The following is a 22,581-nucleotide window of genomic DNA, read 5'->3' on the forward strand; positions in this document are numbered from 1 at the left end:
CCAGCCGACGGCGTACCTGGGTTTCCGCGTCCGTCCGAAGCGGCCGTGGCGGTCTTTCCGACTCATCCGCCGTACTGAAAGCGCGTCGACTCGCCGAGCACCGAGCGGGCGCTTTCGAAGTCGGCCAAACGGGCCGCCACTGTGGCCACGGCGAGGCGTTCCGGGAGAGCGGCGGAGAACTTCAGGCCACGTACGGCACGGTGATCCACATCAGGCAGAACAAGGGTCTCACCGACGCTCTCGCGGGCCGCGCGCCAGTCGGACGGGGTGAGGTCCTCTCGCAGACGCAGCCAGCTGTCCGTAGGCCGCTGCAGTGGATCGGTGACCGACCGCAGGGTGGCCGCCAGCGTGACATTGGCACGGTAGCCAGCCCACGTCCACCAGCGCACATCCCTGCCGACGCGCGTCACCAGTGTGCCGCCCGGATGCACGGTGTCAGGGCCGTCCACCTCGCGCTGTTCCGTCAGGCACGCCTCCGCACGCCGGGTCAGGGAGACGGGAGGATCCGCGCCCAGCAGAACCTCCCGCATCGCACGCGTGAGGCCGTATGACAACCCGATGACGCCACCGTTCATCCACTTGGCGATACCGCCACCGTCGACCGGCTCGACGAAGACGCGCTTGCGCAGCCAGTCGATGTACGTGACCTGCCAACTTCGTCCGCCCAGCAGCAACCGCCTGGGGCCGGGGCGTTCCTCCGTGAGAATGCTCGGGTCGGTACGGCCGATCTCTGTGCGCCCGGACAGGACGGTGAACTGCGGCGGCGCGGTGAAAGAGGCAGTGAGTTCGATGAAGTGGCGCTTGCCGAAGCGGCGTTCCGCCTCGGGACCGACGAACAGCATCCCCTCGTCGCTGTCGAGGAAGCCCTCCTCGGTGAGGAAGCGCAGGATGGGTGCGGCCGACTTATCGAAGGGGGCGAGCCCGTTCCACTGCCGATCCCACAACTGGTCCCCGAGCTTGTGCTGTTGCAGGGTGACGGCAAGCAGTTGCTGGGCCACAAGATGACGCGGCTCCGGCGGGGGGATGACCGGCTCCACCCAGCCCCGCGACCACATCAGCAACAAGCCCGCCGCCTGGAGCAGCGTCTCCTTGCGAGTGGTCAGGAACAGGCAGTTGCGCACCGTGTCGGACCGACGGCCGGTGCGTCCGATGCGTTGCAGGAACGAGGCGACGGTGGCGGGTGAGTCGACCTGGATGACACGGTCCAAGTCACCGACGTCAATGCCGAGTTCGAGGGTGGACGTGGAGACGATGACACAGTCGCGTGCCTCGGCGAATGCCTGCTCGGAGCGGGTGCGTTCATCGACGGAGAGCGAGGCGTGGGACAGGAAGACGGTCACCTCGCGCGCACGGAGCGCCGCGCCCAACTCCTCGACCTGGCGGCGCGAGTCGCAGAAGACGAGCCGTTTCTCTCCCCTGTGCAGCGCCGCGATGAGTTTGGCCGCGTTGTCGAGGGAGCCGACGTAGTCGAGTTCCACCTCGCCCGCCGGCCGGCTGGACGGCTTGGGACTCGCCTTGTCACCATGTCTGCTGACGGCGACGGTCGGCAAATGCACTCCGGGGGCGACCACCTGGCCGGTGCGGCTGCCGACGCCCGCGCCCTGCAACCAGTGCAGCAACTCGGCCGGATTGCCGACGGTCGCCGAGAGCCCGACTCGCTGGATGGGCCGTCCGGTGACCCGCTCCAACCGTTCGAGCACGGCGAGCAGGTGCCATCCCCGGTCATCCCCTGCGAACGCGTGCACTTCGTCGATGACGACGGCCCTGACACTCCCCAACAGGTGGGTGTGGTCGGTCTTCACGCCGATCAACATCGCTTCGAGTGACTCGGGCGTGGTCAGCAGGATGTCCGGGGCCTCGGCCCGGATGCGCTGCCGTTGCGATTCCTTGGTGTCGCCGTGCCAGAGCGCAGCGCGTCGCCCCAGCCACTGGGCGTAGGAGTCGACACGGACGACCAGGTTGTTGAGGAGTGCTTTGAGCGGGCACAGGTACAGCACGGAGGTGCCGGTCCACTTCTGCTCGGTCATCGCCGACAGCAGAGGGAAGCAGGCAGCCTCGGTCTTGCCCCCCGCTGTCGGAGCCAGCAGTACGGCATCCTGCCCCTGCAGGAGCGGCGTGATCGCAGCCCGCTGCAGGGGGCGCAGATCGGGCCACCCAAGAGTGTTGACGATGTGATGCAGGACGACGGGGTCGAGTCGGTCCAGGACGTCGACGCCCTCGTCACCCGGGTCTTCTCCGGCCGGGAGTCCCGCGTCCGCCATCACAGCTCCAGGTCGATGTCATCGGCCGACGGGGATACCGTGGCGGCCAGGTTCCGCTCGACATCGGTGAGTTCGCTGCCGGCAACGGTGAGCCGGTAGTGCTGCCGGGGGTCGAAGTCGTCGAACTGGTCCACCCGGTCGAGCACATCCCCGACGAGTTTCTTCAGGAACAGCCGGGGAGCCACCCCGACCTTCCCGCCCAATGCCCCGCCGACGGCCACCGCGAGGTCGGCCACGTACCTGTCGTCGACGACCTTCCGCAGACGCTCGGGCGTTTCCGTGGCATCGGCATACAGGTCACGGATGGTGACGCCGAGTCCGACCAGGGACTCCTGGTTGAAGCCGGGAAGCCTGATCTGCACGGCGCGAGGGTTGTCGAAGCGAGGGTCGGTGGTGAAGTCGGTGGCCAGTCGCTGAGCGAGCGGGGCCAGTCGCTGCACGCCCTGCTGACCGTCGTAGAAGGCCGGAGTGCCCGTGATCACCAAGTAGAGCCCGGGAAAGCGGCCGGAGTGCACCTCGTCGATGAGCTGCCGCAGCGCATTGAGGGCCTTGTCGCGGGCGTCCGACCGGACCCGCTGCAGCGTCTCGACCTCGTCGAGGACGACGAACAGCCCGGTGTGCCCGGAGTCGCGCAGCACGGTGAGAAGGCCTTGCAGGAATCCGAGCGCACCGAAGTGGTCGAGGTCGCCGCGTACCCCTGCGGTCCTGCGGGCGGAGGCCGCGACGTGGGGCTGGCCGCCTAGCCACGCCAGGACGGCCGCCGCGGTCGCCTCGTCCCCGACGGCGAGGGCCGCTCGGTAGCCGCGCAGAGCGGCGGCGAAGGACGGGGCGTGCCGGGAGACCTCGGCGAGGCGCGCGACAAGCAGCTTCTCCACCTCGCCTGGAAGCGCGTCCTCGGTCGCCCCGGCCGCGAGGGCGTCCTCCTCCAGGGCGTAGAACCAGGCATCGACCACGGGCCGCAGCGCGCTGGGCGGGAAACTGGAGGTGGTGAGACGTTCGGTGAGCCGCCGGTAGACCGTTTCCAACCGGTGCAGCGGGGTCTCGTTCTCCGAAATCTGGATCTCGGCCACGGCGAAGTTGCGGCGCTTGGCCCGCTCCCCCAGCCAGCGGGTGAAGAACGTCTTACCGGACCCGTACTCGCCCCGCACAGCCTTGAACACCGAGCCACCCGAGGCCACGGCATCGAGTTCCGCGTCCAGAGCTGCTTCGAACCGGTCGAGTCCGGTGGCCAGCAGGTCGAGTCCGCTGTCGGGCACGGCACCGCGCCGCAGCGCGTCGATGACGGTACGGCGTCGGGCGGCGCTCACCTGTGCGGGGCGCTGGGATCCGGTGGTGCTCACAACAACCAGTCTTCCATTTCTCCGCGCACCGCCGTACGGGGACCGAATGCCGGCCCGCGCTACACGGGCCACGGTCGCAAGCCGCCTACTTCGTTGAATCGGTTGACGGTCACCTGAAGACGCTGCTGGAATCACTCTCCGTACATATGCCAGGGTGGAGAGTGGGACGAACGTGGCGGCACTCGACAATGTGAAGCTGAAGGACGTACTCGCGGATGTGGCGTCGGGCTCCTTACAATTGCCCGACTTCCAGCGGAACTGGAAATGGGACGACGACCGGATCCGCGCCATCATCGCGACAGTGACGCTGGATTACCCGCTCGGCGTGGTGATGACGTTGCAGACCGGCGGCGCCACCCGATTCCGTTCCCGGACGCTCACCGGAGCACGACCGGACGGGGATCCGTCCGCGGACCTCCTCCTGCTGGACGGGCAGCAACGCCTCACCTCCCTCTTCCAGGCCCTGTGGCTGGACGCCCCGGTGGAGACCGCGGACGCCCGCGGCAAGCCCATCGAGCGGTGGTACTACGTTGACATCGCGAAGGCAGTCGGCCCTTCCGCGGACCGCGACGAGGCCATCCTGTCCGTCCCTGCGGACAAGGTGCTCCGCACCGACTTCAACCGCACGGTGGTGCTCGATCTGAGCACCACGGAGGGCGAGTGCGCGGCCGGCCTCTTCCCTCTGCACCTCGTCTTCGACGCCCAGCGCGTGAACCAGTGGATGATGTCCTACGTCAAAGCGGACGAGACCCGGAACTGGGACCTGTGGGGCCAGTTCGACGAGTCGGTCCTCCAACAGGTCCGCGCCTTCCAGGTCCCGATGATCCGGTTGGCCGCCTCCACCTCCATGGACGCCGTCTGTGCGGTGTTCGAGCGGGTCAACACGGGCGGTGTGCCCCTGAACGTCTTCGAACTGCTCACCGCGACCTATGCCGGGGACCCCGAGTACGTGGACCGAACCGGGGACTACTACCAACTCCCCGTGGTGTGGCGGGAGATCAAGCAAGGGCTGGCGGCCAAGTACCCGGTCTTCGGGCGTCTGGAGAGCAACCTCGAGAACGGGCTGAGCAGCATCGACTTCCTGCAGGCCATTGCCCTCGTACGCACGTGGGAGCGGAAGCAGGCGGGCATCGGGACGACGGTGTCGTGCAAGCGCCGGGATCTGCTGGACCTTCCGCTGGCCGACTTCGTCCGGCTGGCGCCGAAGCTCGCCGAGGCCTTCGCCTGGGTGGGCGACTTCCTGGAACGGCAGTGCATCGTCCGCCCGAACGATCTGCCCTACAAGACACAGCTCGTCCCGCTCGCAGCCGTCCGCGCCATCCTCGACACGGCGCTGGACGGCCTGGGAGCGGAGGAGAGGACCGAGCAGTGGTACTGGTGCGGGGTCCTCGGCGAGATGTACGGCGGCTCCACCGAGACCCGCTTCACCCGTGACGTCGAGCAGCTCGTCCCATGGATCGCGCAGGACGACCGGGCGCCCGACACCGTCACGGACGCCTTCTTCTTCGCCGACCGCCTCGACAGCCTCACCACCCGCAACAGCGCCGCCTACAAGGGCATCTACGCCTTGCTGATCAAGCAGGGGGCGGTCGACCTGCACTACACGGACAGCCCGCTGAAACCAGGCAGGCTGGACGAGTACAGCGTGGACGTCCGGCAGATCTTCCCGAAGGCCTGGTTCAGGCGGGGAAACAGCGATGGCCTGCCCACGAACTCCATCGTGAACAAGACCCCGCTGTCCTACCGCGCGGCGATGGACATGACCGGGGCGCCTGCGTCGTATCTGTCCACCATGGTCGCGGCCTCCGACATGCGACCCGAGTGGTTCGACGACGTACTCACCACCCACCTCATCGATCCGGAAGCGCTCCGCGACAACGACTACGAACGGTTCTACAACGACCGTTCGAAGCAGCTGCAGGATCTCGTGCACGCCGCCATGGGCAAGCGGACCATGCTCCGTGACCTCGCGGAGGGCAACGCCCGATGACGAGCATGCCGAGCGGGCAGGACCTCACCGCGCTCAAGGGCAGGACCGTGCCTGTGCAGGACATCCTCGACCTGTTCCAGGTCAGGGTCCGCGACCACCGGACGGTGCACCGCATCTCGCAGGCACTCACGGACGTCGGCCTGACGACACTGCCGGACTTCGCCGTGTGCGGCCAGCGGAGCAACGTCGACGTGGTGGCACTCGCGTCCGTCCCCGCACAGGCCTCCCCCGTCGACATCGAGGCGGACGAGACGGAGGAGGCTCTGCCGTCGGCGGCCCTTCCTCAGCGTCTGCTGCTCGGGGACATCCCGTCGGCGCGGCGCGGACTGGTGTGCGTCGGTCCCGGTACGCCTCTGTCGCAGACGACCTTCCTGATGCGCACGAAGGGCGTCGCACAGATCCCGGTGACCACCGGCATGGCGCAGATCCATGGGGTGGTCACCTGGGGTTCCGTCGCCAAGATGTATGAGGCGGGCAAGCAGCCGACGCTGGACAACGCGATGGAGAAGGACTCCCTCCCGGTCGCCGACACCCGCCAGGAGTTCTTCTCCGCCCTGCCGGTCATCCGCGAACACGGCTACCTGCTGGTCCGCGGTGACGACGGCTGTCTGTCGGGCATGGTCACCGCCGCGGATGTCACGGACCGCTTCGAGGGCGCGGCACGGCCTTTCTTCATCGTCGGGGAGATCGAGTCCCTGCTGCGTCGCTGCCTGGGCACGGCACTGGACGAGGAGACCATCAAGGCCGTTCAGACGAACAAGAAGCCCGAACACCGCACCGGTCAGGTCTCCGACCTCATGTTCGGCGACTATCTGAGGCTTCTGGACGGCGACCAGACAAAGACGTCGATGGCCGAAGCGGCCGACGCCAACTGGGCAGCGCTGAAGTGGCCCAACATGCCCAGGGAGCAGTTCATCGGCCGGCTGAAGCAGGTGAAGGACATCCGAAACCGGATTGCCCACTTCGACGAGAAGCCACTTCCGCAGGAGATGCTCGACGAGTTGACCACGTTCGCGAAACTTCTGCGGGCGTTCGTGGCGTAGAGATAGGCGAAGCAGGTCAAGCACGACTGGTAGCGCTCTCGGGGCGGCCCCGCTATGAAGCGGGTCCGCCCCGAACCGTCAACCACCTCAGAGGGCGAACTGCTCGCGCAGCAAACCCTCATGGAGCCGGAGGGTGCGCCCGTCCGGCAAGGTCTCCAGTACCTGCACGCCGTCGTAATTGAGAAGCTGCCGTAGGACGGCCGCGAACCCGTCGCCACGGGTGGTGGGCATGCCCGCACGCTGGGCGAGCGCGGTCACCGGCAGGGTGCCACCTGCGTCGAGCAGGGCTGCGAGAGCCTTCTGGACCGGCTCCTGCTGCGGTTTGCGGGCCAGACCGTCGAGCTGCCCCTGGTAGGTCTCCGAGTCGAGCAGTGCCGTTACGAGCGCCTCGGTCCGCGATACGACGGACGGGGTGAGAAGGGCATCGTCCCCCCCGACGGTCAGCGCCACGTCGAAGAGCGCGTCGGGCAGCGTCCCGGGGTCGGGTTGCTTCTTTCGGGACTTCGCGGCGGCCTTCTTCGCAGCCGCGCCGCCCATGTGAGCCGCACGCTCGTCCGTGACGAGTCTTCCCACCTCCTCCGGAGCCCACCAGACCGGCCTCTGATCCCCCAACTCCCTCCATTCCTTCGGAGGTTCCGCCCCGAACGGCAGGAAGGCGAGCACCGGAATGGTGAACTCGGCAAGGGACGCCCCACCGTGGTAGCCCGCCTTGAGGGCGGTGTAGCGGGAGTCCGCGTCCCAGAGCGCGACGATGGATGCGCCGGGCTCGGGCCAGACAACGCGCGGCCCGGAGAGCGCGATCTCCCGTTCGCCGAGCGGGCCGCCGCCGGACAGGCGGTGCCGCGCGGATGCGGGCTCGGTGGTCGCGTCGACCTTCGTGCCGTGCCGGTCGACGACGTGGCCGTGGTCGCTGGTGACGATGACCGCCATGCCCTGGGCGGCCGCCACTCGGAGCAGGTCGCGCAGGCCGGGTACGTCGTCGACCCGCCAGGTACCGTCGCCGAGTTTCTGTTCCTTGGCGAGGCGGTCGTCGATGGCGTTGAGGACGACGGCGACATGGGTCCTGCCGTCGGTGAGCGCTTCGGTGAGGACCGGGCCGAAGGTGTCGCCCGCTGTCTCGGTGCGCAGGTCGTCCTTGTGGAAGACCGCGGCCGGTGCACCGCTCCACAGCTTCAGCGTGGGGAAGAGCCGCTTCTCCTCGGCCTGGGTGCCCTTCATCAGGGTGCCCGCGAAGAGCGATGTCCGGGAGACGGCCGTCACGGTGGGGAGGGCGGCGGCCATCGCCCGCCGACGCGGAGTGTCCTCGGCCAGCGGGTCGAACTCCGCCCAGGAGCGTCGGAGTTCCTCGCCGAGCTCATTCGCTATGGCCGCACTCATGCCGTCGAGGACGAGCAACAGCACCCGTCGTTCCTCCCCGCGCCGGACAACGGGTCCGACCACCCGGTCGAGGAAGGTCTCAACGGTGAGCATGCTTCGCGGCGGGGTGCCGTCCTGCGTCCAACCGGCCAGCACACGCGCGAAAGACGCGTCGATCTGGCGCCGCCGGTCCCTGACGCGCGTGCCGAGGGTGTCGTAGGCGGTCTTGAGGACGGGGTCCGGGTCGCCGCCGGCCTCGATGTGCTCCAGGGCGAGGTCGGCCCAGCCGGTCTCGGTGATATGCCGCTGTATGGCGTCGCCGACGCTGGGCGCATCGGCGGACGGATCGGTAGCCAGCCAGCGGGCGAGACGCTGCCCCATGCGGGCGCGTTCGACGCGGGCGGACTCCTCCGGATCGGTGGCGAGCCTGTGGTCCGCGAGCCGCCGGACGGCCTCCGTGACCGCGGCGGTGTCGCCCGCCGCGAGGGCCTGGCCGACGGCGGTGAACCGGGCTTCCAGTCCGCCGCGCAGAACAGGGCTCGCCGCGACGGCCCCCTCCGCGCCGAACTGGCGGGCCAGTACGGCGGCCCGGTCGAGCACGATGCCACTGGTGCGGCGCGCCTCCCGGGCCTGGTCGGCGTCGGCGCCGCCGCCCCGGTGTCCGGCTGTCAGCAGCGTGCTCACGTACTCCTCGGCTGACCGCCCCAAGACGCCCACCAGGGCATCGAGTTGTTCTCCCTTGGCTGGGGGCTGATCACCGAAATAGCGTTCGGCACGGCCCCGGGACTGATAGATCTCCGGGGCGGGTTCGGCGTGCTGCCACAGGGACGCGCATACGAGGCCGAAGGCGGCGGCGTCCGAGCCGCGCTCGGCGTCGACGAGAGCGAGCAGAGCGCGTCCGGCAAGACCGGCCTGGTCCTCCTCCCCGAGGAAGGCGGTCAGCCCGGCGCGCTCCAGCCCCCGCAGGCCCAGCAGCCGCTCGGGGGCGCCGGGCCGGGTCGACCAGTGGAACAGGGTCTGTGCGTCGAGCCGGTCTTCGCCGGGGCGTCGCGCGCCGCCCTCGATGTCGTAGCGACCGAGGCGCAGGCGGCGCTGGGCGAGGGCGGTGAGCGCGTACTGCCGGGACAGCCAGCCGCCGGGCACCGGCTGCCAACCGCCGGGCGGGGTGGCGTCGAGCAGCGCTTCGGCGGCCCAGTTGACGTCCTTCAGGCGCGGGTCGATCTGCCGGGCGCCGAACGCCTCCCGCACGACGTCCCAGCTGTCGACCATGTCGATGCGCTGCTTGTGGACGCGGGCGGTGATCGCCGGGTCGAGTTCGTTCTGCTCGCGGTCGGTGAGGACCACCAGGACGGCGGGACCGGGGCGTCGGCCCGCCAAGTGATCGAGGACGAGTTCGTGGACGGCGAGCGGTGAGGGAGCCACCGCGACACCGGCCGTCCGACCATCGCCCCAAGCTGGTTCGGCGGGCCCGTCCCACTGGGGCGCGGACCGCAGCAGCACGACCCGGCGCCTGCCCCCACCGTCCCCCGTCAGAGAGACGGCGAGGGAGGACTGCGAGGACAGGTACTGGGTGACGGTCGCGGGGTTCAACCGGACGGCACCGGGGGCGGCGGCGACGGTGTCCGTCATTCGACGACCTTCCAGGTGATCTCGATCGTCGCGTCGGGATACCGGGCGGCCAGCTCGGACAGCTCTGCCTGGAGGTCGGCGGCGGCGCGTGCCACGGTCGTACGGCGGCCACCGGTCGTTCGCGCGGAGCCGCTGCCGGAGGAGGCAGGTGTGGGTGTCTCCGGCGAGGTGAAGGGAATCCGCGGGTCGCTCGTCGGCCTGCCCAGGTCCAGGTCGTCGGCCCTGGGCTGCGGCGAGACGGGCACGGACGGCGGGGCGGCGGCCTGGCTGCGCTTCACCAGGGCCACGACCTCGCGCTGGGTGCGGGCCAGGGCGTCGCGCAGGTCCGCGGTGCGCTGGTCGTCGCGGGCCACGTTGCGCAGCGAGTCGAGGAGTGCCGCACCCTCGGGGCCGAGACCGGCCGCGAGTTCGAGAGTGCTCCAGGGTGCGGAGGCCACGGCCTCCGCGACGCTGCGGGCCTGCTTGACGGAGGTGCCGTAGCGGTCGGCGCTGGTCTCGCCCAGGTCGAAGGAGGCGAGGGCCTCCACTGTCTTCTTCGCCCCGGCCGCGCCCTTGCCGGCCTCCGCCGTGAGCGCGTCCAGCAGTTGCAGGGAGCGTCGGGCGAGGGCGAGCCGCCCGGTGTCGGCGGTCTGGTCGAGGCCGAGGAAGGAGGCGTGGGCCTCCAACTGGTGCACCAGGTCCGCCGCGTGGTCCCGGTGGACACGGGCGGCGTCGATGATCTGACGGGCGAACTGGTTGACCATCCGTCCACGCCTCAGGGCGGGAGCCTTCTGCCCGAAGACCGTCTCGAAGCGCTGCCGTGCGGTGTCCCAGTCGGACTCGGCGGGCAGCGGCTGGCTGCGCAACGCGTCATGGTCCTTGATCGCTGACAGGTCGGGCGCAGGGTCGAGTATGGTGCCGCTGCGCACCCACACCCGGTCGTCCATCTCGGCGAAGGAGGCGACGACGAGCCGCGCGATGAAGTCGGGCAGGCCCCGCGGGTCGGGCTTGTCCGTCCAGTCGGTCAGGGTGATCAGGGACAGGTCCCCGGTGACGCCCTGGCCGCTGGCGAGCTGACGGAAGTGGTCGGCCCAGTAGCGGGACAGCTCGAAGTACGCCTCCTTCTGCTGCCCGAGGCGCAGGGGCCCGGCGATCCGCTGCATGAGCTTGCGTTCGGCGGCCGGGACCTCCACCCGCCCGTCACGCGCCTCGGCGGCGGCCCGCACGTGGGTGAACACCTTGCGGGTGTCGGCGGATTTGACGGCGGTTCCGGTGCCGTCGGGGTCGAGGTCGGGGTGCGCCGGGTACTGATGGGCGAGCAGCTTGCCCGCGACGTGCCGGATGCCGTCGTGCAGGCTCTGCCCGAAGGACAGAGTGAGGTCGTCGACGTCGGGCAGAGGGACGAGGTGGTCGTCGAAGTCGGGCACGACGTCGGCGGCCTGCTTCTGGGCGAGCCCGTAGGCCTGCTTGAAAGCGCCCTTGACCTGCTTGAGCAGGGCCTCGCGCTGGGTTTCGAGCAGGCCCTTGGCGCGGCTGCGGTTGTCGGCGTTGAGATGGCCGGCGTACTGGGTGTCGAAGCGGTGCTCGTCGGCGAGGGCCTTGTCGATGACGACGAGACGCCGGAAGTCGGCGAAGCGCTGCGCGGACAGGTGGGCGGGGAGCCAGGCGACGATGCGGGACCGCTCGCCCTGCTGTCGCTCGCGCAGCCGCCGGATACGGTTGACGTCCTCGACCGGACCCCACTCGCCCTCGTCGAAGGGGAGGTCTATGGCGATACGCCAGCGGCCGTCCTCCTGGGGCATCAGGTCGTGGTCGGGGAGCTCGTCCTCGTCGGCGACGTTGCCGAAGACGATCTCGGCGGTGCGGGCGGTACCGCGCCACACGAAGCCGAGCTGGTCGCTCAACTGCCCGTGCTCGACGCCCAGTTCCTCGGACAGCAAGCGCCGGGCGAGGGCGACCCGGTTGCCGGGGTTGTCGTTGACCTGGGCGTTGGCGATGACGGAGTCCACGTCGACGCCGGACAGCTCCAGCCGTACGCCGGGGTTGGCGTCGGTGCCGGTCTCCTTGATCTCAGGGAATCGGGCCGCCCACTCGGCGACCTTGTTCTTGATGATGCCGACCTCGGCGCCCGGGATGGGCGCGAGGACCGACCCGTGGTTGAGGGCACCGAGCCGCCGGATGGTCAGCTCCGCCAGGGAGGGCACGCTGGGCGCGAGCGCGGACAGCAGAAGGGTGCATACAAGACGGTTGTCGCCGGCGAACATGCGGCAGCGGTTGAGGTGCTGCGGGTCGGTGATGGCCTCGGGCCGCTTGACGTACTGCTCGACGTCGTCCTCGGTGATGTCGTACGAGCTGAGGAGGTAGGGCCGCAGTTTGGTCTTGTACAGCTTGTCGGCGGCATCGAAGACGACCTTCAGACTGTCGGTGAACGGCTTGTCGCCGCCTTTCGAGATCACCGGGTAGAGGTCCCCGACGGGGATGAGCTGCCCGAGACGGATCTCGTTGCGATGGTCGGCGAGGAGCTCGCCCATCAGCTTCAGACCGGTACGGGAGCGCTGCAGCGCGGAGGAGATGTGGACGAGGGTGTCCATGAACGCCGGCGAGAACGGATACGTCAGCCGAAACGACTCCGCGTCCGCGCCGGTAGTGCCCTTCTCGGAGCCGAGGAGGGTGTCCCAGACCTGGGTGCCGACCCGCTTGGTCTGCTCGAAGGCCCCGTCTACGAGCCGTTCCGCCTCGGCGTCCTTCGGCTTGAGGATGCGCGCGTGAGCGATCTGCGGGAGGTTGCGGTCCTCCAGGGTGATCTTGTCGAACCGACCGGAGGCCAGGTTCAGGGTGTCCTGGATGGAGGCCTCCGCCGCGCCGGACACCTCTTCGCCGACGAGTTCACGAAGATCGCGCTGGCGGGCGATGAACGACACCACGGGGATGGCACGCCGGGCGTCGCCGCCCTCCACGAAGTTCGTGATCTTGCTGGCCTCGCGGGCCACGAACTTCTGCTCGTGGATGAGGGTCGCGAGCCAGAGGATCAACTCGTCCAGGAACAAGATCAGTCCGTCGTAACCGAGCGACTTGGCGTGCTCGGCGATGACGGACAGACCGGCGTCCAGGGAGATGAAGCCGTGCTCGTTCTCGGCGGCATTCCTGGCGAAGCCTGGGAAAAGGTTGGTGCCGGCGTCGTTGACGAGCTTGGCGCGCAGTTCGGCCGGGGTGGAAGGGTTGCGGAGGTTGAGCGCGGTGCCGCCCTCGTGGTTCTCCTCGGCGGCAAGCGCAGTGTCGAGGAGCTGCGAAGTCCACGCGAAGCCCTCACCCCACTCGTCCGTTTCACCGTCGCCGCCGCCCAGGCCACGGAGGACCGCCTCGTCACCGTAGGTGGCACGGTTGGCCCGGATGTCGGCGAAGAGGGAGTCGGTCCGATACACCTGCGGGGTCGGGGCGTCCGGGTGCAGCTTCTTGACGTGCGTGACGTACCCGCCGAGCACCCGCTGTTCGAGGGCCTTCGCGCCGAGCATGTGGTAGGGCACGAGCAGGAATTTCTTGCCGTCCGTGGTCAGCCACTCGTGCCTGGTCAGCACCGGGTCGAACTCGGTACGGGCTCGGGCGGCCGGGTCGCCGCTGAGCAGCGCGTACAGCACGGCCATGAAGTGCGACTTACCGGAACCGAACGAGCCGTGCAGGTAGGCCGCCTTGGAGCGGTGCCCGTCGAGCGAGGACTTGATGAGCGCCAGCGCCTCGTCGAAGTTCTCCAGCAGCCGCTCGGTGACGACGTAGTCCTTGAGCGCATGCTGGGCGCCCTCGGGGGTCGTCGCCTCGGCGAGCGACAGCACGAAGTCCGAGGTGGAGACTTTCTCCTTGATGTCGATGACATCGCGGAGGAGGGGCTGCTGCTGGGCCATTACCGGTCACGCTCTCCATCTGGCGGGCTCTGCCGCCGCTTGTACTCGATCGTGTGAGATGTCCATTGTCCGCTGGCCGGCCCGCCCGACCCTCGGTATGGTCGACGGTATGGCAACCAAGAAGTACACCGTGACGCTCCCCGAGGAGCTCGCCGAGGCCATCCGGACCGAGGTAGGCCCCGGCGGCTTCAGCCGCTATGTCACGCATGCCATAGAGCGCCAGCGGGAGCAGGACCGGCTGGGGGAACTCGTCGACTGGCTGGAGACCGAGTACGGCCCCGTAACCGAGGAAGAGCTGGCTGAGGCGGAAGCCGAGCGCCGGGAGATCGAGCGCAGGCACGCCGAGCTCGCCCACGCCCGGGGGGCCGCCGCCGAGGATGTGCCCGAGCCGTCCCGGAACGCGGCGTGAAGGGCGAGGTGGTCTACCTGCTCGACAGCGAGGGCCTCTCCCGGATGGTGCGAGGAGAGGCCGACATGAAGAGACGCCTCAAGGTGGCCAAAGCGTCCGGGACCCGCGTCATGACCACGTCGATGACCCTCATCGAGGCGTACGACCCGACCCGCTACCTCCCGGCCTGGCACTGGGCTCTCTCCCTCATTCGCGTCGAGCCGGTGACCGAGGAGATCGCCAACGAGGCCATCCGCCTCGTCAAGGAGACGGGTCTGCACGGGCACAAGTACGCCATCGACGCGGCCCTCGCCGCCGTCGCCCTGCGGCAGCCCGGCCCGGTCACCGTGTTCACTTCGGACGAGGACGACATGCGCAAGCTGTGCGCCGACCGCGTGGTCGTCGTGAAGCTCTGAGGCGAGCACGGCCTGTCCCCCTTTTCCCTTCGCTTCCGCCGGCACCCCTCCCCCGAACTCGGAGGCGGCCCACCGCACGCTTCTCCACCTGACTGCTTCCTGGCGAAGGCGCGGCGGCTTCGGGTGACGGCCTGGGGAGCCAACCGGTCGCCGAGGCCAACAGCCAGACGGCCTCACCGAGGACAGGGGCCGTAGCTCACAGCCAGGAGCCGTACCGCGACGGCTGTTCCGAGTGCCCGGTGCAGAGCAAAGCCATTATGTCTGACACGACCGATCGATCGCTATTGACCGATCAAGGCCGCTCGGTCACCTAAGGCTCACTGCGACTGTGACGTTGATCTCACCGTTACGGAGAGTGGGAAGGGGCGCCGGTTCGACATGAAGTCGACACAGCGTTCACCCAGGGTCCACACAGATTCCGTTCGACTCCCCGACACCACGGCTACCAGGAGTAACTTCCGTGCGTGGCAATGTCCTTGCCCTGCGAACCACCGACATGTCTATGGTGGCGTCCGCTCCGGGAAGGACCTGACCAGTCCGCCTGTACTGGAGTGACCGGCGTGTCCACGGGGGGAGCGCCACACAACTTGAGGTCCCAGAACACACGCGGGCCTGACGTTTCCCTCCTGGGAGTGCGCCTGAAGCAGCCACCCCCTACAGAGAGGGATGCGCGTGTTGCGCAGACCTGCACGGAAGCAAGGCAAACGCCCCAGATGGATGGCGGTCTTGGCGACTCCGGTCGTCCCGCTCGCCTCCTTCGCTCTCCTCGCCACCCTGGTGGTGCACCCGGAGCCGACCACCGACCGTGATCCGCGCACCAGCCCGGTCGCCGACTCCTACGACGGGTTCGACACCAAGGCCGCCGAGCAACTGCGTCTGGACCAGTGTCTGATGGCCGACGGCCTGCGCAGAGGCGGGCCGAACCTGTACGGCCTGGCCACCGCCTCCTTGCCCCTGCCTTCGGACCAACTGCATCAGAAGGCAGACCGCACCTACGGCACTGGTGCGTTCGCTCAGGCATGGCAGAAGGACGGCGACGACTCCGACGCCTGGGTGAAGAAAGTCCGGGACACGGACTCGTCGTGGAGAAACACCGTCAGCGGCCTGGACTCCTATCCCGGTTCCCCCAAAGACGAAAGGATCTTCGACGAAACAGGGATGCTTCCCTGGCTCTACCAGTCGTACTTCAAGTCCGTCGACCTGATGTCGCCGCTCTACGACCCGTCACCGCAGGCGGACGACACGACCAAGAAGGCTGCCCTCGCTGTCGGAGACCCGCTGTACACGGCAGGTGGGACGAGCGAGGAGCAGGAGGCCTGGAAGCTCTGGAAGAAGAACTCCGGAGACATCATCCCGAACGAGCTGTTCGTTCCACGGGTGTTCGAGGACGACGCCAGGATCTTCCTCGCCTCCGGGGGCTTCCCCAGGACCGCACCGTCGCCGGACACTCCGGAGTTCCGTATCGCGGTCGAGGACCTGAAGTCCCGGTTCGCCTCGTGCGCGTGGCACACGCCGATCGACCCTGACCGGGTGCTCGGCAAGGAGGTGGCGCAGGCGTCCGGCGAGTGGCAGCAGGAGATCACCTCGCAGGCCACGCAGCGCAACCAGATCCTCTCTGCCGGCAGCACCGCCACCAAGGCGCTGCAGGACGGCACCTTCGCTCTGGGCAAGGTGCTGGGTCAGTCGTGGATCGCGGACTACTCCACCCGCTGGCTGGACTACTACACCGAGGGCGGCTTCAACTGGATCGGCGACGGCCAGTTGGAGATCCAGGTGCCGGGCGCCGCCGGCAAGTGCCTCGATGTCGCGGGGGGCGGCAAGACCAACGGCACCCCGGTGCAGGTCTACACCTGTAACGGCGGGGCCGCCCAGAAGTGGCAGCGGTGGGCCTCCTACGACGGTGGCTACACCCTGCAGAACCCGAATTCGGGCAAGTGCCTGGAGGTGCTGAACGGCAGCACCTCCGACGGCACGAAGGTCCAGATCCGCGACTGCGGCAGCGCCAAGGCCCAGCAGTGGAAGTTCGATGTGCGCAGCGCCACTCCGCTGGTGAACGCGGCGTCCGGCAAGTGTCTGCACCTGCCGACGTTCGACAACAGCAAGGACGCCGTGTCGTCGACGTGCAACGGCTCCACCGCGCAGAAGTTCAGGATCGTCGCCAAGACCCACACCGGCACCGCACCGGCCAAGGCCGACGTGGACAAGGCCAAGGCCAACGTCACCGCTGCGCAGGTGGAGGCGAAGAAGCAGCTCGCCCTCCTCAGGACCCAGCTGGCGACGGCCCAGAAGGCCGCGACTTCGTCGGACACCGCGCTTCAGGCGGCGTACGGCATCGCCGACACCAACGGCGCCCCACGGGGCCGTGGTCTGCTGGTCGGTCTGCAGAAGGACCAGGTCACCAAGGGTGCGGCTGCCGCCCTCCAGGCGCTGGTGAAGGCGGGCGAGACCGCCGAGGCCGCGACCCGCGCCTCAGCCGGAGACAGTGCGGCCATCACGCAGCGCGCCCTGGCACAGGCGGCACAGTCGAAGGCGGAGTTCCGCAAGAACGCCGCCGCGGCAGCCGAGTGGCAGGCCAAAGCCGCCGCGGACGCCGCCAAGATGCACCGCGACAACGCAAAGAAGGACAAGGAGACGGCGGAGGCCAAACTCGCGGTCGCGGTGAAGGCCGAGGGCGACGCCAAGGCGGCCGCTGCCGACGCGCACGCCAAGCGGCTCGCGGCTGAGGCCGAGGAGAAGACAGCCAAGGCGGAGAAGGAGAATGCCGCCGCCAAGCAGGCCGAGGCCGCCCAGCACCGCACCAACGCCGAGTCCGAGGCGACCAAGGCCAACGACGCCAGGAACAGGGCAGAGGCCGCTGAAAGGACCGCCGAAAGCAGCCGCGATGACGCGGTCACGGCGAAGAACCAGGCCAAAGCCATGCGGGACGACGCATGGGACGCCGAGCAGAAGGCTGACGCGGCCCGCGCGAAGGCCGACGCGAAGGACGCCTACGCCAACTCTCTCGACGCGGGCGAAGCGGCCGACGCGGCCCGTGCCGCGGCGAACGACGCGGACAAAGCGGCCGGCGACGCCGAAACGGCTGCGGGAAATGCCCGTTCGGAGGCGGATGCCGCCACGCAAGCCGCGGCCGAGGCGGACGCGGCAGCGACACGAGCGGAGGCAGCGGCGAAGCGGTCCCGTTCGCTCGCGGATGCCGCGCAGGCGGACAAGCTCAGAGCCGACGCGGCGGTGAGGACCGCCACCAGTGCCGCCGCGGACGCCATCAAGGCGTCCCAGGACGCCTCCGCCGAGGCCAGAACCGCGGTCAAGCTCGCCGACGAGGCAGAGCAGCACGCCAAGGACGCCAAGACCGAGGCCGACGGCGCCAAGAAGGAGGCCGGACTCGCGGTCGTGGCCGCGGCGAAGGCCGCGGGCTACGCCCACGTCACGGCGAGGGCGGCGGTGGAAGCGGGGGAGGCGGCCCGACAGGTCGCGGACCCCGCCAACGACGCGATCCAGCTCGGCTCTCCGTACGTCGACACCGATTCCACCGCCGGCCTGGTGGTGCTGACCGGCCAGGCGTCGAAGACGATCGCCGAGCAGCAGCAGGCCGTCGCCGACGCGCATGCCAGGAACGCCGCCGCCGAGGCCGACGCCGCCAAGAACCTCGCCGAACAGGCCACGGGCGACGCCAAGGAGGCGTACCAGCACGCCGCGAACGCCGCCAAGTACGCCGCCGACGCCCGTACCTACTCCAAGGAGGCCCTCGGCTACGCGGCCGACGCCGCCAGAGCCGCGGCCGCGGCCCAGGCATCGCTGGCCCGCACCATCGAGTACGACAACCAGGCGACCGCCGACGCGGCAGCCGCCGACAGGGCTGCCGGACGCGCCGAGGGCTACGCCAAGGACGCCCGCGACTCCGCCGACACCGCGGCACTCGACGCCGAGGCGGCCCGCTCCGCCGCTGCCCGTGCCGAACAGGACGCAAAGGATGCCCGCGCCGCCGCCGACCGCGCCGACGCCGCCGCCACCGAGGCAGAAGAAGCCGCCAAGGACGCGGACAAGTACGCCAAGGAAGCCCAGGACGCCGCTGACCGCACCGAACGGGAGGAAGCCAACAAGGAGGCATCACAAGGAGTCGGCACCGGCATTCCCGGTGTGTTCGCCGTTCCGGACGAGTCAACCGTCGAGATCGTCAGCAGCAAGCAGATCGGTGTCTGCCCGGGTATGCCGGAAGCAGCCTTCCAAGGCTGCAACGCGAAGTACGACCTGGTCATCTCCTATGAGGCCGACTTCTACCTGTGCACCGACGAGCAGGCCCAGGCCACGGCCGACGGCTGTCCGAAGGCATCGTGGCAGTTCCTCCAGCGGGCGACGCTGAAAGACGTCAAGATCGAGGGCTGGACGCACCAGTTCTCCGGCAAGGACATCGTCCGCGCGGGATGGCAGAGCCTCTTCGGTGATGTCGCGGGATCGATCCTGTTCTCCTTCTTCGCCGAAGACCTGCTGGACTGCTGGCACGGCAGCAAGAGCGCCTGCGCCTGGAGCATCGCCATATACGTGCCGATCGAAGGGCTGATCGCCCCGATCGCACGCGCTGTCAAGGCGCTCGACGCCGCAGCCAAGACAGGTATCGGCTTCGAAGACGCCTTCAAGGCACTACGCAGCCTGGAGGGTCTGGCGCCGCTGGCGAAGGAAGGAATCGGCGCCAGGGTCCTCCAGCAGTTGTACGAGACGTGCACGAAGCGGTCCAAGGCCGCGTTCGCGCTCTCTGCAGCGCTCTCTGAAGGCGGCGCCTGCGCGGAGATCATCCGGTACGCCAGCACGGAACTGGCCATTGTCGCCTACAAGTTCCGGGTGGACAGCGGACTCAGGTACAAGTTCGGACGGAACGTCGCTGTTGCCAGGGTTCCTGGATGGGCCAAGGCCACCGGCGCGAAGACTGATTACGTCGCCTTCGCGAATATCCCCCTGGGGCTTCATTCCGAAGAATTGATCATCAAGAAGCTGGAAGAAAAGGGGTTCAACAAGAGCCAGATCGCAGAACTCTACAGCGAACGCAGCCCTTGCAAGGCCATATGCTCCCCTCTCATGGAAGGCATCCCGGTAACCTACTCGACTCCGGACGGACCCGGCTCAGCCCAAATGATCAAGTACATGCTCGACATGTTCGAGCGTGGAAAGTTCGCACGCACCACAAAGACAATTCCGTCTGAGTAGCGCATGAACGGGGGGCGGAGAGCTGAACCCTTGACGCCCCCCTTCTTGTGCGTACCGGAGAATGAGACTTCCCGTACCCGTACCATCGAGGACGACCGCACGCCAGGAGATGCCGAGTGACTTACATAGACCCCGAGAGTCGAGCCAAAGCCGAGGCGGACGGTCAACCGTATGCCTCGGAGGAAATCATCGCCGCTGGGTACGATCTGGCAGGCCGGGTCTGCCGAGAACTCCACCGCGCCGGTCTTCCCGCCCATGTCGAGCGTCCGGAAGAGCCGAACCAGCCCGGCGTCTGGGTGGAAGTCGACACCCAGGGCGAGTACGCCGGGGGCCTCTACGTCCGCTGGAACGCCCCGGAGCTGGCAGAGGCCGGTATGCGGGCGGTGACGGAACGGCAGGATCCGGCGGCGCCGGAGTGGAAGCACTACGCCGAGGTGGTTCGTCTGATGCAGACGGCATTGATCGGGATCCTGCGGCTGGCCGGCTTCTCCGTCGTGCGAGCCGAGGAGATCGACGATGTCGCCGAGGGCGATGTGTACGTTCACGCCGATACGCCGTCGTCTTCGTGAGCAGCGGTGCTTGAGACGGGACGGACCTGACTCATCGGGACATCAATGCCGCCAACAGCATCGTCCTTCGCTCCAGCGGCAAGGCGGCGTCGTCGACTTCGGCACGACCTGGAGCGGGGACGCCAGTCACGACATCACCACTACCGGTCAACGCCGGTGCGTCAAGAGGTATGAGGCTTCTCCAGTTCGACGGCAGTTTCGTCCGCATCATGCTGCTGCTCAGCGTGTTCTGTGGCGAAGGGCTCGTGAACTTCCTCCGCATCCACAACCACGACTCGGTGCATAGGCTTCGCCAGTTCCGATTCGGAGAGGTGCTTCTTCAGCCGCTTGGCCATGGGGCGGTAGGTGGCGAAGGTGAGCCCGCCGGAAACAGCGGCCCCGATGACGGGAATGGCCTTCGAGACGCTCTTCGCGAAGGTCTGCTTCGTCATCTGGACACCGATGTAGGCCGCGACCTTCTTCACTACGGGATAGATGACGCCTTTGGTCAGTGCCTTCTGGGGCAGCTTCTTGGCGACCTGCTTCGCCATCATTTCGGCGACCTTCCCCACAGCGACGTTCGCCGACTGGGCACCGAACATCACGCCGAAGAACAGCGTGAGCACCCCCATGGTCGCGTCGTCGACGTCATCGCCGTCGTCAGAGAACAGATCGGGCCAGCTGTAGAGGTAGGCGAGCTTCTGCGCGATACGCAGCATGTGGCCGAAGTACTGGGCCATGTCGGCGGGCACGGTGGCGGGAAGCGCGAACAAACCGGGTAGCCCGGCAGCGGCAGAGAGAGCGCTGACCTTCGTGGTCTCGTAGCGGATGGAGTCGTTGGCCGCCTTGTCCAGAACATCGAGAGAGATACCCGCCGCTGCGGGGGTCTCCTCGACGGCTACGCGGATCTGGTCCTCGGAGCAATAGCGTGCCAGCGCCTTCCGGAGGTACGCCTCCCGGTGGATACGCACGCCCGGAAGCCTGGCCGAGCCCACCAGCACTGCGGAGAAGCGCGACTCGGGGTTCTCGCTCACTTTGCCCTCATTCATAGCAGGAACTTACAGTAACTCCGCCTTCCGGTGACCATGTTGTGTCAGCTCGGTTCGGGCTGACTCATGTGGGTGACGGTTGGAAGGCGGGTCGGCCACAACGCATGGTCTGTACGGCTGAGTTGGGTGCTCGGCGACGCCCTGCTGCCCCTGCGTTCCGGCGAACGCCGGCTGGGTCCGGCAGGGCTCTGAACGTCATCTGCCGCCGCGAACTGAGTCCCCTTGTGCGGGCGTTGAGCGTCCTGGCAGACCCAGGCCGGGACGACACCTTGCGGACAAGACACCGGGACCACTGAAGGTGCCGCGCGAGACGGACACATGTAGGGTCCTCGGCAAGCACACGCCTGCCGAGGACCCTGCCTTGTCAGAGTGCCGCGAACTCGACGAACGCGGTCCACGCCGTGGGTTGTACGGCCAGTGCAGTACGGGTTGTGTCCTTTGAGTCGCGGACGTGGACCTTGCCGGGGCGGGCGGCGACCTCGACGCATTCGCCGCCGTTGCCAGCGCTGTAACTGCTCTTGAACCATGCCAGTCCGTCCAGGCCGCGCTTGGCCTTATCCCCGCTCATCTCTCTCCCAACAGCTTCTCGATCAGTGCACATGATTCTGCCGGAGTGTGAGCCTGCGCGCGCAGAGTCCCGTACGTGCGTTCAAGCTCCCGGACTCTCTGACGCTCCGTGTGCACACGGCTGTCGCCTTGAACCTCCGCGTAGGCGATCCTGTGCCCATCCTTCATCTCCATCAAGGTGAACGGCCCAGCCAATCCCGCATGGTCCTGACGGGAGAGCGGCATCACCTGGATCTCCACGTTCCGCCTCTCGTTGATGAGCAGGATCTGCTCCAACTGCCCCCGCCATACCGCCGCACCACCGAGCGGACGCAGAAGCACGGCCTCCTCGATCACAAAGCTCAGATGCGGAGCTGGCCGCCGATCGAAGATCCCCTGTCGTGCCAGTCGAGCAGCCAACCGCTGCTCGATGACCTCTTCATCCAACTGCGGGCGCCACATGGCGAAGACCGCCCGCGCGTACTCCTCGGTCTGCAAGAGTCCTGGCACCGCCTGGGTGGCGTACACATGCAGTACAACCGCCTCGGCCTCCAACTTGGCCGCGTCCCGAAAGAACGCCGGATATTGAGCCCGAGCCACCTCCTCTTTGCTCGCGCTCAACACCCCACCCGCGTCCAGCACTTCATCGGCCTGGTCGATGAACTTCGGCGGCGGAATACGTCTCGCCTGCTCAAACGACGCGATCGTCGACGCCGAGTACCCGGTCAGCGACCCGAGCCTCGCGCGGTCCATGCCCGCCAGCTCACGGAACAACTTCAACTGCCGCCCGAACACGCACAACATGCCTGTCCCGACCTCGTACTCCGGCTGCTGAACCTCGTCGTCCACGCCGCAGCTCCTCCCGTACGACCTTCACAGTCACCGGACTCCCGCCCAACCCACGGCCAGGGAACCGGTCACGCCCGCCACCACGTACAAGC

Annotated in this window: 13 protein-coding genes; 6 read left to right on the top strand and 7 right to left on the bottom strand. The window is 68.2% G+C overall.

Annotation, left to right across the window (positions count from 1 at the left end):
• Positions 1–62: 62 nt before the first annotated feature.
• Positions 63–2,261, bottom strand: coding sequence for a DEAD/DEAH box helicase (locus tag ACFYRX_RS32580; protein ID WP_389107474.1), 2,199 nt, complete (start codon positions 2,259–2,261; stop codon positions 63–65).
• Positions 2,261–3,601, bottom strand: a complete 1,341-nt coding sequence (gene brxD / locus ACFYRX_RS32585) for a BREX system ATP-binding protein BrxD (protein WP_389107477.1) — start codon at positions 3,599–3,601, stop codon at positions 2,261–2,263. Before brxD ends, ACFYRX_RS32580 begins: the two co-directional genes overlap by 1 nt.
• Positions 3,602–3,773: 172 nt before the next feature.
• Here brxD and ACFYRX_RS32590 point away from each other — a divergent pair, with 172 nt between their 5' ends.
• Positions 3,774–5,591 carry a DUF262 domain-containing protein gene (locus ACFYRX_RS32590; RefSeq protein ID WP_389107547.1) on the top strand — a complete coding sequence of 606 codons (1,818 nt, stop codon included), beginning with the start codon at positions 3,774–3,776 and terminating at the stop codon, positions 5,589–5,591.
• A complete protein-coding gene (locus ACFYRX_RS32595) occupies positions 5,588–6,634 on the top strand; it encodes a CBS domain-containing protein (RefSeq protein ID WP_389107480.1) in 1,047 nt (348 codons plus the stop codon). The genes ACFYRX_RS32590 and ACFYRX_RS32595 overlap by 4 nt, the downstream gene beginning before the upstream one ends.
• Positions 6,635–6,721: 87 nt before the next feature.
• On the opposite strand, the gene pglZ is transcribed toward ACFYRX_RS32595, so the two are convergent.
• Both pglZ and ACFYRX_RS32605 read right to left on the bottom strand, forming a co-directional pair.
• The gene (gene pglZ, locus ACFYRX_RS32600; protein WP_389107482.1) at positions 6,722–9,619 is read right to left on the bottom strand and encodes a BREX-2 system phosphatase PglZ; all 2,898 of its coding nucleotides are present in this window, start codon (positions 9,617–9,619) and stop codon (positions 6,722–6,724) included.
• Positions 9,616–13,494 carry a phage resistance protein gene (locus tag ACFYRX_RS32605; RefSeq protein WP_389107485.1) on the bottom strand — a complete coding sequence of 1,293 codons (3,879 nt, stop codon included), beginning with the start codon at positions 13,492–13,494 and terminating at the stop codon, positions 9,616–9,618. The genes pglZ and ACFYRX_RS32605 overlap by 4 nt, the downstream gene beginning before the upstream one ends.
• 109 nt (positions 13,495–13,603) lie before the next feature.
• Between ACFYRX_RS32605 and ACFYRX_RS32610 the strand changes: the two genes are divergently transcribed.
• The 4 genes from ACFYRX_RS32610 to ACFYRX_RS32625 all read left to right on the top strand — a co-directional run bounded on the left by ACFYRX_RS32610 (position 13,604) and on the right by ACFYRX_RS32625 (position 20,066).
• The gene (locus tag ACFYRX_RS32610; RefSeq protein WP_389107488.1) at positions 13,604–13,903 is read left to right on the top strand and encodes a hypothetical protein; all 300 of its coding nucleotides are present in this window, start codon (positions 13,604–13,606) and stop codon (positions 13,901–13,903) included.
• Positions 13,900–14,298 (top strand): hypothetical protein, encoded by a 399-nt coding sequence (locus tag ACFYRX_RS32615; protein WP_389107491.1) that lies wholly within the window; start codon positions 13,900–13,902, stop codon positions 14,296–14,298. The genes ACFYRX_RS32610 and ACFYRX_RS32615 overlap by 4 nt, the downstream gene beginning before the upstream one ends.
• A gap of 717 nt (positions 14,299–15,015) precedes the next feature.
• A complete protein-coding gene (locus ACFYRX_RS32620) occupies positions 15,016–19,497 on the top strand; it encodes an RICIN domain-containing protein (RefSeq protein ID WP_389107494.1) in 4,482 nt (1,493 codons plus the stop codon).
• 116 nt (positions 19,498–19,613) lie between these two features.
• On the top strand, positions 19,614–20,066 hold the full coding sequence (locus tag ACFYRX_RS32625; protein WP_389107497.1) for a hypothetical protein: 453 nt from the start codon (positions 19,614–19,616) through the stop codon (positions 20,064–20,066).
• Positions 20,067–20,227: 161 nt separating this feature from the next.
• On the opposite strand, the gene ACFYRX_RS32630 is transcribed toward ACFYRX_RS32625, so the two are convergent.
• The 3 genes from ACFYRX_RS32630 to ACFYRX_RS32640 all read right to left on the bottom strand — a co-directional run bounded on the left by ACFYRX_RS32630 (position 20,228) and on the right by ACFYRX_RS32640 (position 22,489).
• Positions 20,228–21,094 (bottom strand): hypothetical protein, encoded by an 867-nt coding sequence (locus tag ACFYRX_RS32630; protein WP_389107499.1) that lies wholly within the window; start codon positions 21,092–21,094, stop codon positions 20,228–20,230.
• A gap of 364 nt (positions 21,095–21,458) precedes the next feature.
• Positions 21,459–21,662, bottom strand: coding sequence for a DUF397 domain-containing protein (locus tag ACFYRX_RS32635; RefSeq protein ID WP_389107502.1), 204 nt, complete (start codon positions 21,660–21,662; stop codon positions 21,459–21,461).
• A complete protein-coding gene (locus ACFYRX_RS32640) occupies positions 21,659–22,489 on the bottom strand; it encodes a helix-turn-helix domain-containing protein (protein ID WP_389107504.1) in 831 nt (276 codons plus the stop codon). Before ACFYRX_RS32640 ends, ACFYRX_RS32635 begins: the two co-directional genes overlap by 4 nt.
• Between the last annotated feature and the right edge of the window lie 92 nt (positions 22,490–22,581).

Origin of the sequence: Streptomyces sp. NPDC005374, assembly GCF_042872225.1 — a bacterium.
Taxonomy (GTDB): Bacteria; Actinomycetota; Actinomycetes; order Streptomycetales; family Streptomycetaceae; genus Streptomyces.

What these genes read in the sequence shown, in the direction of transcription:
- ACFYRX_RS32580 (WP_389107474.1), bottom strand. Translation starts at nt 2,261, where the DNA reads ATGGCGGACGCGGGACTCCCGGCCGGAGAAGACCCGGGTGACGAGGGC.
- ACFYRX_RS32595 (WP_389107480.1), top strand. Translation starts at nt 5,588, where the DNA reads ATGACGAGCATGCCGAGCGGGCAGGACCTCACCGCGCTCAAGGGCAGG.
- pglZ (WP_389107482.1), bottom strand. Translation starts at nt 9,619, where the DNA reads ATGACGGACACCGTCGCCGCCGCCCCCGGTGCCGTCCGGTTGAACCCC.
- ACFYRX_RS32605 (WP_389107485.1), bottom strand. Translation starts at nt 13,494, where the DNA reads ATGGCCCAGCAGCAGCCCCTCCTCCGCGATGTCATCGACATCAAGGAG.
- ACFYRX_RS32610 (WP_389107488.1), top strand. Translation starts at nt 13,604, where the DNA reads ATGGCAACCAAGAAGTACACCGTGACGCTCCCCGAGGAGCTCGCCGAG.
- ACFYRX_RS32620 (WP_389107494.1), top strand. Translation starts at nt 15,016, where the DNA reads ATGGCGGTCTTGGCGACTCCGGTCGTCCCGCTCGCCTCCTTCGCTCTC.
- ACFYRX_RS32630 (WP_389107499.1), bottom strand. Translation starts at nt 21,094, where the DNA reads ATGAATGAGGGCAAAGTGAGCGAGAACCCCGAGTCGCGCTTCTCCGCA.
- ACFYRX_RS32635 (WP_389107502.1), bottom strand. Translation starts at nt 21,662, where the DNA reads ATGAGCGGGGATAAGGCCAAGCGCGGCCTGGACGGACTGGCATGGTTC.